Origin of the sequence: Streptomyces sp. SID4985, from assembly GCF_009863025.1 — a bacterium.
Classification (GTDB): Bacteria; Actinomycetota; Actinomycetes; order Streptomycetales; family Streptomycetaceae; genus Streptomyces.
In genome coordinates this window covers 1-8883 of sequence record NZ_WWIR01000225.1, presented here as the reverse complement: position 1 = coordinate 8883, position 8883 = coordinate 1, and the positions used below count along the sequence as shown (strand labels likewise).

Annotated in this window: 9 protein-coding genes and 2 rRNA genes; all 11 read left to right on the top strand. The window is 69.5% G+C overall.

What is annotated here, in order from left to right; all coding sequences use genetic code 11:
• Positions 1–735: ribosomal RNA gene (locus GTW40_RS09250) — 23S ribosomal RNA — on the top strand; the annotation flags it as partial.
• Between the two features lie 86 nt (positions 736–821).
• Positions 822–938: ribosomal RNA gene (rrf, locus tag GTW40_RS09245) — 5S ribosomal RNA — on the top strand.
• 74 nt (positions 939–1012) lie between these two features.
• Positions 1013–1657 carry an HAD family hydrolase gene (locus tag GTW40_RS09240; protein WP_161179681.1) on the top strand — a complete coding sequence of 215 codons (645 nt, stop codon included), beginning with the start codon at positions 1013–1015 and terminating at the stop codon, positions 1655–1657.
• Positions 1658–1750: 93 nt separating this feature from the next.
• On the top strand, positions 1751–2473 hold the full coding sequence (locus GTW40_RS09235; protein ID WP_161179680.1) for a VC0807 family protein: 723 nt from the start codon (positions 1751–1753) through the stop codon (positions 2471–2473).
• Between the two features lie 112 nt (positions 2474–2585).
• On the top strand, positions 2586–3812 hold the full coding sequence (locus tag GTW40_RS09230; RefSeq protein WP_202485628.1) for an MFS transporter: 1227 nt from the start codon (positions 2586–2588) through the stop codon (positions 3810–3812).
• Positions 3763–4935 carry an acetoin utilization protein AcuC gene (locus GTW40_RS09225; RefSeq protein ID WP_161179679.1) on the top strand — a complete coding sequence of 391 codons (1173 nt, stop codon included), beginning with the start codon at positions 3763–3765 and terminating at the stop codon, positions 4933–4935. The genes GTW40_RS09230 and GTW40_RS09225 overlap by 50 nt, the downstream gene beginning before the upstream one ends.
• Before the next feature lie 121 nt (positions 4936–5056).
• On the top strand, positions 5057–5872 hold the full coding sequence (locus GTW40_RS09220; RefSeq protein WP_161179678.1) for a phosphatase: 816 nt from the start codon (positions 5057–5059) through the stop codon (positions 5870–5872).
• Between the two features lie 129 nt (positions 5873–6001).
• Positions 6002–6211 (top strand): helix-turn-helix domain-containing protein, encoded by a 210-nt coding sequence (locus tag GTW40_RS09215; protein ID WP_093781815.1) that lies wholly within the window; start codon positions 6002–6004, stop codon positions 6209–6211.
• Between the two features lie 132 nt (positions 6212–6343).
• On the top strand, positions 6344–6442 hold the full coding sequence (locus GTW40_RS09210) for an AURKAIP1/COX24 domain-containing protein (protein WP_003948845.1): 99 nt from the start codon (positions 6344–6346) through the stop codon (positions 6440–6442).
• A 198-nt stretch (positions 6443–6640) separates the two neighbouring features.
• On the top strand, positions 6641–7702 hold the full coding sequence (locus tag GTW40_RS09205; protein ID WP_161179677.1) for an NAD-dependent epimerase/dehydratase family protein: 1062 nt from the start codon (positions 6641–6643) through the stop codon (positions 7700–7702).
• Positions 7703–7716: 14 nt separating this feature from the next.
• Positions 7717–8751, top strand: a complete 1035-nt coding sequence (locus GTW40_RS09200) for a lysophospholipid acyltransferase family protein (RefSeq protein WP_161179676.1) — start codon at positions 7717–7719, stop codon at positions 8749–8751.
• Positions 8752–8883 lie beyond the last annotated feature (132 nt).

Here is an 8883-nt window from a genome sequence, read left to right as displayed (position 1 = left end):
TTGAAATACCAGTCTGGTCGTGCTGGATGTCTAACCTCGGTCCGTGATCCGGATCAGGGACAGTGTCTGATGGGTAGTTTAACTGGGGCGGTTGCCTCCTAAAGAGTAACGGAGGCGCCCAAAGGTTCCCTCAGCCTGGTTGGCAATCAGGTGTTGAGTGTAAGTGCACAAGGGAGCTTGACTGTGAGACCGACGGGTCGAGCAGGGACGAAAGTCGGGACTAGTGATCCGGCGGTGGCTTGTGGAAGCGCCGTCGCTCAACGGATAAAAGGTACCCCGGGGATAACAGGCTGATCTTCCCCAAGAGTCCATATCGACGGGATGGTTTGGCACCTCGATGTCGGCTCGTCGCATCCTGGGGCTGGAGTCGGTCCCAAGGGTTGGGCTGTTCGCCCATTAAAGCGGTACGCGAGCTGGGTTTAGAACGTCGTGAGACAGTTCGGTCCCTATCCGCTGTGCGCGTAGGAATATTGAGAAGGGCTGTCCCTAGTACGAGAGGACCGGGACGGACGAACCTCTGGTGTGCCAGTTGTCCTGCCAAGGGCATGGCTGGTTGGCTACGTTCGGGAGGGATAACCGCTGAAAGCATCTAAGCGGGAAGCCTGCTTCGAGATGAGTATTCCCACCTCCTTGAGAGGGTAAGGCTCCCAGTAGACGACTGGGTTGATAGGCCAGATATGGAAGCCCGGTAACGGGTGGAGTTGACTGGTACTAATAGGCCGAGGGCTTGTCCTCAGTTGCTCGCGTCCACTGTGTTGGTTCTGAAACCACGAACACCGCCATGTGCCACACATGGTCTGGCTGAAACAGTTTCATAGTGTTTCGGTGGTCATAGCGTGAGGGAAACGCCCGGTTACATTCCGAACCCGGAAGCTAAGCCTCACAGCGCCGATGGTACTGCAGGGGGGACCCTGTGGGAGAGTAGGACGCCGCCGAACAAATTTTAAGGAAAACCCCCGCACCATTGGTGCGGGGGTTTTCTGCGTTTGGAGATCTTTATAGGGTCTGGCATATGCGCTATGACCTCATCCTTTTCGACAACGACGGCGTCCTGGTGGACAGCGAGCCCATTTCCAACCGGCTGCTCGCCGCGTATCTCACCGAGCTCGGGCACCCGACGTCGTACGAGGACTCCATCCGGGACTACATGGGCTCGGCCATGCACCGCATCCACGAGCTGGTTCTGGAACGGACCGGCCGGCGGCTTCCCGAGGACTTCGACGACGTCTTCCACGCGCGGGTCTTCGCCGCGTTCGAGCGGGAGTTGCGGGCCGTCGTCGGGGTCGAGGGCGTGCTGGAGAAGCTGGCCGCGGACAGGGTGCCGTACTGCGTGGCGTCGTCCGGGAGTCATGAGCGGATCCGGGTGGGGCACCGGACGACCGGGCTCGACCGGTGGTTCGAGGAGGGGCGGGTCTTCAGCTCGCAGGACGTGGGGCGGGGCAAGCCTGCGCCCGACCTCTTCCTGTACGCCGCCGAGCGGATGGGGGTCGCCCCCGAGCGGTGTCTGGTCGTGGAGGACTCCCCGCTGGGCGTCCAGGCGGCCGTGGCGGCCGGGATGGACGTGTACGGGTTCACCGCCATGACCCCGGCCGAGAGGCTGGCGGGTGCCAATCAACTCTTCGCCACCATGGGCGAGTTGGCTGACCTGCTGGTATGACGGGGGCCATCGTCCGTGGGCTGACAATTGTCATGCGGAGTTGCAGACGATCGTTTCTGTCGGCGGAGGCGCCTCGGCCGCGAAGCTGAGGGCATGACGAAGACGACGGGGAACCAGGGCCGGAACCAGCAGCCGGGCGCGCTGGGCAACTTCAAGCCGCTGCTCGTGGACGTGGCGGTGCCGCTCGGCGCGTACTACCTCCTGAAGGACGCCTTCGGGATGAGCACCTTCGCCGCTCTCGCCTGGAGCAGTGTGGCGCCCGCCGCGCGGACCGTGTGGAGTCTGGTGCGGGAGCGCACCGCCAACGCGTTCGCGCTGCTCATCCTCACCGTGAACGTGGTCGGGCTGGCGCTGAGCTTCGTGTCCGGCGATCCGCGGCTGATGCTCGCCAAGGACGGCGCGGTCAGCAGCACGATCGCCGTCGGCATCCTGGTCTCCGTGGCGCTCGGCCGGCCGATGATGACCGAGGGCATGAAGCCCTTCCTGGTGAAGGGGGACGCGGCCAAGGAGGCCGCCTGGCAGCGGCTGGTGTCGGGTGCGGCGGCCGGGTCGGCGGACTTCCGGCGCAAGGAGCGGGCGTTCTCCGTGGTGTGGGGCGTGGCGCTGCTCGTCGAGTGTGCGGCGCGGGTGGTGGGGGCGTACACCGTGCCCGTCGACACCATGGTGTGGCTGGGCGGGGTGCTGATGGTCGGGGTGATGGTCCTGACGTTCGTGGTCAGCGGTGCCGTCGCCGCCGCGCCGATGGAGCAGATCCTCGCCGACGAGATGAAGAAGGCCGACGACCCCGTGGCCCCGGCCTCTCTCGCCGCCGCCTGATCCGCAGTCCGGCCGACGGCCGGTCACCGACCCTCGATCCGGTCGAAGATGAGCGGAACTCATCTTTGGCCGGATCTACCCATGCGCACCCCGGGGCCCTACGCTCGCCGCCATGACGGATGTGCTGCGGCGCGGCAGGGCCTCGCTGGCGTTCGGCTTCTTCACCCAGGGCGTCGCCTTCGCCCTGCTCGTGACCCGCATCCCGGCCGTTCAGGAGCGGTACGGGGTCTCGGACGCGCTGCTGCCCGTCTTCCTCGCCGCCGTGCCGGTGCTCGCCGGGTGCGGGAGTGTCGCCACCGAGCGGCTGGTGCGGCGGACACCGCCCAGCCGGTTGCTGCGCTGGTCCCAGCCGGTGGTGTTGCTGGCGCTGCTCGGTGTCGGCGCCGGGGATCAAGTGGCCGAGCTTGCGGTCGCGTTGGGGGTGTTCGGGCTGTCGGTGGGGGTGCTGGACGCCTCCATGAACATGCTCGGGGTGAGCCTCCAGCGGGCGTACGGGCGCAGCATCATGCTGAGCTTCCACGCGGCCTACAGTCTCGGCGGCATCCTCGGGGCCTCGCTCGCCTGGGCGGGCGCGCACTGGGAGTTGGCGCTGTGGGTGTCGTATCTGCCCGTGGTGCTGGTGCTGTTGCCCGCGACGCTGGTGGGGAGCCGGTGGTACGTCGACGGGGACGGCGGGGTGGCGGGGGAGGCGGCCGGAGCGGGTGGCGGGGTCGCGTTCCGGGTGCTGTTGCCGCTGTGTCTGGTGATGACGTTCGCGTACATCGGGGACTCGACGGTCTCCAACTGGAGCGCGAAGTACGTCAAGGACGTGCTCGGTGGTTCGGAACAGCTCGCGACCGTGCCGTACAACGTGTACATGGTGACCACGCTGGTGGGGCGGGCGCTGGGGGATCTCGGGGTGCGGCGGCTCGGGGCGGTGGCGGTCGTGCGGCTGGGGGCGCTGGTGGCGGCGGGCGGCTTTGTGGTGGTCGCGGCGGCGCCGGGGGCGTGGGCGGGGATGCTCGGGTTCACGCTGGTGGGGCTCGGGCTGTGTGTGCTGGTGCCGCAGACCTTCGCGGCCGCGGGGCGGCACGCTTTCGAAGGAAACGGCCCGGGGTCGTCGGACGCGGCGATCGCGCGGCTCAACATCTTCAACTACGTGGGATTCCTGGTCGGTTCGCCGTTGGTGGGGGCGCTCGGGGACGCCTGGAGCTATCGCGGGGCGATGCTCGTGCCGATGGCTCTGGTGCTGGTCACCACCGTGTATGCCCGGTCGTTCGGGCCTGGGGGCGACCGATACGGTGGCGGGCATGAGCGGCCGCGCACAGCTGATGTGGGACGAGGCAGTAACGGGCTATGACTTCGGCCCGGACCATCCGATGGCTCCGGTGCGCCTGGAGCTGACCCGGACGCTGGTGTCGGCCCTGGGACTCGACAAGGAGCTGGACATCGTGGCCGCGCCTCCCGCCGGGGAGTCGACGCTGCGCCTGGTGCACCGCGAGGACTATATCGACGCGGTGAAGGCGGCCTCGGCCGATCCGCGCGCGGCGGACGGGTCGTACGGAATCGGTACGGTCGACGATCCGGCGTTCGCCGGGATGCACGAGGTGTCGGCGCTGATCGCGGGGCAATCAGTGGCGGCGGCGGAGGCCGTGTGGCGGGGGGATGTCGAGCACGCGGTGAACTTCGCGGGCGGGCTGCACCACGCGATGCCGGGCGGCGCGGCCGGTTTCTGTGTGTACAACGACGCGGCGCTGGCGGTGGCCCGTCTCCTTGAGCTGGGTGTGGAGCGGGTCGCGTACGTGGACGTGGACGTGCATCACGGGGACGGGGTGCAGGCGGCCTTCTGGGAGGACCCGAGGGTGCTGACGGTCTCGCTGCACGAGCATCCGCGCACGCTGTTCCCGGCGACGGGGTGGCCGCAGGAGACCGGGGCCGGGGCGGGCGAGGGCGCGGCGGTGAACGTGGCGCTGCCCGCCGGGACCGGGGACGCGGGGTGGCTGCGGGCGTTCCACGCGGTGGTGCCGGAGCTGCTGGCGGACTTCCGGCCGCAGGTACTGGTCTCGCAGCACGGCGCCGACACGCACTTCGAGGACCCGCTGGCGCATCTCGCGGTGTCGCTGGACGCGCAGCGGGCGGTGCAGCTGGCCTGTCACGAGCTGGCCCACGAATACGCGGACGGGAAGTGGCTCGCGCTGGGCGGTGGCGGTTACGCGGTGGTGGAGGTCGTACCGCGGTCCTGGACGCATCTGGTGGGGATCGCGGCGGGCCGGGAGATCGCTCCGGAGACGGTGATCCCGGAGGGCTGGCGGCAGGAAGTATACGCGCGGACACGGCAGTTGGGGCCGCAGCGGATGACGGACGGGCGCTGGCCGGTGGGTTACAGGGACTGGTCGGCGGGGTACGACCCGGCCGACCGCCTCGACCAGGCGGTGCTGGCGACGCGGCGGTCCGCGTTCCCGCTGCGGGGTCTGCTGCCGTGACGGGCGGCGGCCGCGCGGATTCGTCGGTCGTGTCCGGCGGAGGCGCTCGGCGTTAGGCCGACCGTGCGGTCTTCCGCCGTTCCGGTCGCGGGGGCCGCTTTCGTGGGCCACCATCGCTGCCGTGTCGGAAACCGGTGCCCTGCGGGCGCACCTGCTGGCCGCCCGGCTCGCCGGTGAGGTGGCCACCGCGCGCGAGGACAGCCTGCGCCGCTACCGGCTGTTCGCCGCGTGCGACCCGCGGGTGCTGATCGGGATCGATCCCGTACGGTCCTGGGGGCCGCGCGAGGTGCTGGCGCTGATGGCGGAGCGGTGCGGGGTGTCGCCCGACCCGGGGTGTGTCTCGGGTCCTGACGTGATCGACCCGGAGCGGACGCTGGTCGCGCTGGACGCCTTCGCGGGGCGGTTGCGGGCGGCGGTGCGGCGGGGTGTGCCGGTGCTGTTCGGCACCGGGCATCCGGGCGCGCTGCTCGGTTTCTACGCCGGGTTGGCGGCGGCGATGTCGGCGGCGGGATGTGTTGTGCTCACCCCGGCGCAGGGTCGTTGTGTCGACATATTGACCCGGTTCGGTCTACGCACGCACCGCCTCGACTACGTACGAGGTGTTGCGTTGGTGCGGGAAGCGGGCGGTGGGCGCCCGGGGCGTGAGCCGGGGGCGCACAGTCATTCCCCGCTGCCGGTTCGGCTCGCGCTGGCCGCTCTGGCGGAGGCCGGCGAGCCCTTGCCGGGGCTGGTCGTCGGGGACCACGGGTGGGTCTGCGGCGCAGGTCAGCTGGGGTTCGAGGCGATCGGTCTGGCCGACTCCGACGATCCCGCGCCGTTCGTCGGCGAGGCCGAGGGGAAGGTGTCCGTCGTCGTTCCGCTTGACGACGCCGTGCGGTCTAGTCACTACCGCCCGCTCACCCGCTACGTACTCAAACGGGCCTGTCTGTCACAGTAGGCCGCCGATGCGTCCACCTCTTCCCCACTCGCATCACCCGCCCCTACATTGGGGAGTGAGCACGCAACGACGAAGAGTCACCGGAAGGGGAAGCCGGTGGCCGTCGAGTGCGGAAGGTTCAGGTGTGTCATGGCAGCTGGTGAGAGGCCTCTGAACGAGGTTCAGTTCCTTACCGTGGCGGAAGTCGCCTCGGTCATGCGAGTCTCGAAGATGACCGTGTACCGGCTGGTGCACAGCGGTCATCTGCCCGCGATCCGGGTGGGGCGGTCCTTCCGCGTCCCCGAGCAGGCGGTCCACGAGTATCTGCGCGAGAGCTATGTGGGGGTGGAAACGGCCTGACGGCGGCTTCGGGATCTTCCCGGAACACCTCGATTACGACCCTGGCGTTCGGGCGGGTAGGCTGTCCCCTCGTAGGTCGTATGGGCCCATGGCGCCCAGCAACCGAGTCATGAGAAGTGAGCGAGGGTAGTCGTGGGCTCTGTTATCAAGAAGCGGCGCAAGCGGATGGCTAAGAAGAAGCACCGCAAGCTGCTCAAGCGCACGCGCGTTCAGCGTCGCAACAAGAAGTAAGCGGCGCGCCGCGAAAGCGCGGTCGGTGGCCCTTCGTCCCTCTGCGGGCGGAGGGCCACCGGCATGTCCGGAGCCGTTCGGCATGTCCGGGCCCGTGTGGTCATCGTGGCGCAACACCGACCCGATAGGTTGGCCGCACACGGGGAACGCGGGCGGAGAGCCGGGTTTCGCGCGAGGTCGGGAAGGAAGGCGCTGGTCTTGGGGAAGATCGTGCTCGTCACCGGAGTGGCCCGGCAGCTGGGCGGCCGGTTCGTGCGCCGTATCCAGCGGGACGCCGACGTGGACCGCGTGATCGCGGTGGACGCCGTGCCGCCCGCGCACCATCTCGGCGGCGCCGAGTTCATCCAGGCCGACATCCGGCAGCCGACGATCGCCCGCGTGCTCGCGGAGACCGGCGCCGACACGGTCGTCCACATGGACGTGACCGGCACCGCGCTCGGCGGCGGCAGCCGGGCCACGGTCAAGGAGACCAACGTCATCGGCACCATGCAGCTGCTCGGTGCCTGTCAGAAGTCGCCGGCCGTCAAGCGGCTCGTGGTGAAGTCCAGCACCAACGTCTACGGCTCCGCCCCGCGCGACCCGGCCGTCTTCACCGAGACCACCCCGGCCAAGTCGCTGCCGAGCGGCGGCTTCGCGAAGGACGCCGTCGAGGTCGAGGGCTACGTGCGCGGGTTCGCCCGGCGCCGCCCGGACGTCGCGGTGTGCGTGCTGCGGTTCGCCAACATCCTCGGGCCGACGGCGGACACCCCGCTCGCCTCCTACTTCGCGCTGCCCGTCCTGCCGACCGTGTTCGGCTACGACCCGCGGCTGCAGTTCGTGCACGAGGACGACGTGATCGAGGTGCTGCGGATCGCCTCGCACGAGCCGCGCCGGGGCACCCTCAACAGCGGCACCTTCAACATCGCCGGGGACGGCGTGCTGCTGCTCTCCCAGTGCTCGCGCAGGCTCGGGCGGCCCACTGTGCCGTTGCTGCTGCCCGCGGTCACCTGGGCGGGCTCCCTGGTGCGTACGCTCGGTATGACGGACTTCTCGCCGGAGCAGATCCGGCTGCTGACCCACGGCCGGGTGGTGGACACCGGGCAGATGCGCGAGACGCTCGGTTTTGCACCGAGGTTCACGACCGCGGAGACCTTCGCGGACTTCGCGCGCGGCCAAGGCCCCGGCCTGCTGCCGCCCGAGGCGCTGGCGGGAGCCGTCGACCGGATCGCCGCGCTGACCGCGAGAAGCGGTGGCCCCTTCCCGCAGCCCGGCGCCAACTGAGGAGCGCAGCAACAATGGCGGACGCCAAGGTCATTCCGTTCGACGACGACCGGTCCCGGGGAAGCTCCACAGGCCGCCCGCAGCGGCGCCGGAGCACGGGCGGCCGGACTGCCGGGGCAGGTGAGAGCGCGCCGGTCCAGCCGCTGCCCACCCGGGCGGTGCCCGAAGAGCCCACCGGGGAACCCTCGGACGCTCCGCACGAGGACGACGGCGGGCTCGACCGCCGCATCGCGCGCGGCCTCTCCTTCCTGCGCCGCAGGCTCACCGGGGACTACGAGGTCGACGACTTCGGCTACGACGAGGAGCTGACCGACCAGGTCCTGATGTCGCTGCTGCGGCCGGTGTACGACAACTACTTCCGGGTCGAGGTCAAGGGCATCGAGAACATCCCGGCCGAGGGCGGCGCGCTGATCGTCGCCAACCACTCCGGGACGCTGCCGCTGGACGGCCTGATGATGCAGGTCGCCGTGCACGACCACCATCCGGCCGGGCGGCATCTGCGGCTGCTCGCGGCCGACCTGGTCTTCGTGCTGCCGGTGGTCAACGAGCTGGCCCGCAAGCTCGGTCACACCCTCGCCTGCACCGAGGACGCCGAACGGCTGCTCGGCCAGGGCGAGCTGGTCGGGGTGATGCCGGAGGGCTTCAAGGGCATCGGCAAGCCCTTCGGGGAGCGGTACAAGCTCCAGCGGTTCGGGCGGGGCGGGTTCGTCTCCACCGCGCTGCGGCAGGGGGCGCCGATCATCCCGTGCTCGGTCGTCGGGGCCGAGGAGATCTACCCGATGATCGGCAACGCCAAGACGCTGGCGCGGCTGCTCGGCTTCCCGTATTTCCCGCTGACGCCGACCTTCCCCTGGCTCGGCCCGCTCGGCGCGATCCCGCTGCCGACCAAGTGGACCATCCAGTTCGGCGAGCCGATCCCCACGGACGGCTATCCGCCGGAGGCGGCCGAGGACCCGATGCTGATGTTCAACCTCACCGACCAGGTGCGCGAGCAGATCCAGCACACGCTGTACAAGCTGCTGGTGCAGCGGCGGTCGGTGTTCTTCTGAGTCGGAGCGCGGTGCCGCCGAGTGGCCGGACGGAGTCCGGCGCAGCTGTGCGAAGCCTGCGGAGCAGTGCGAGGACAGCAGACGGGAGGGGCCAAGCTGCTGGTGCAGCGGCGGTCGGTGTTCTTCTGAGTC

Excerpts from the sequence above, each read along its gene's own strand:
- GTW40_RS09240 (WP_161179681.1), top strand. The coding sequence starts at position 1,013 with ATGCGCTATGACCTCATCCTTTTCGACAACGACGGCGTCCTGGTGGAC.
- GTW40_RS09235 (WP_161179680.1), top strand. The coding sequence starts at position 1,751 with ATGACGAAGACGACGGGGAACCAGGGCCGGAACCAGCAGCCGGGCGCG.
- GTW40_RS09230 (WP_202485628.1), top strand. The coding sequence starts at position 2,586 with ATGACGGATGTGCTGCGGCGCGGCAGGGCCTCGCTGGCGTTCGGCTTC.
- GTW40_RS09225 (WP_161179679.1), top strand. The coding sequence starts at position 3,763 with ATGAGCGGCCGCGCACAGCTGATGTGGGACGAGGCAGTAACGGGCTAT.
- GTW40_RS09215 (WP_093781815.1), top strand. The coding sequence starts at position 6,002 with ATGGCAGCTGGTGAGAGGCCTCTGAACGAGGTTCAGTTCCTTACCGTG.
- GTW40_RS09200 (WP_161179676.1), top strand. The coding sequence starts at position 7,717 with ATGGCGGACGCCAAGGTCATTCCGTTCGACGACGACCGGTCCCGGGGA.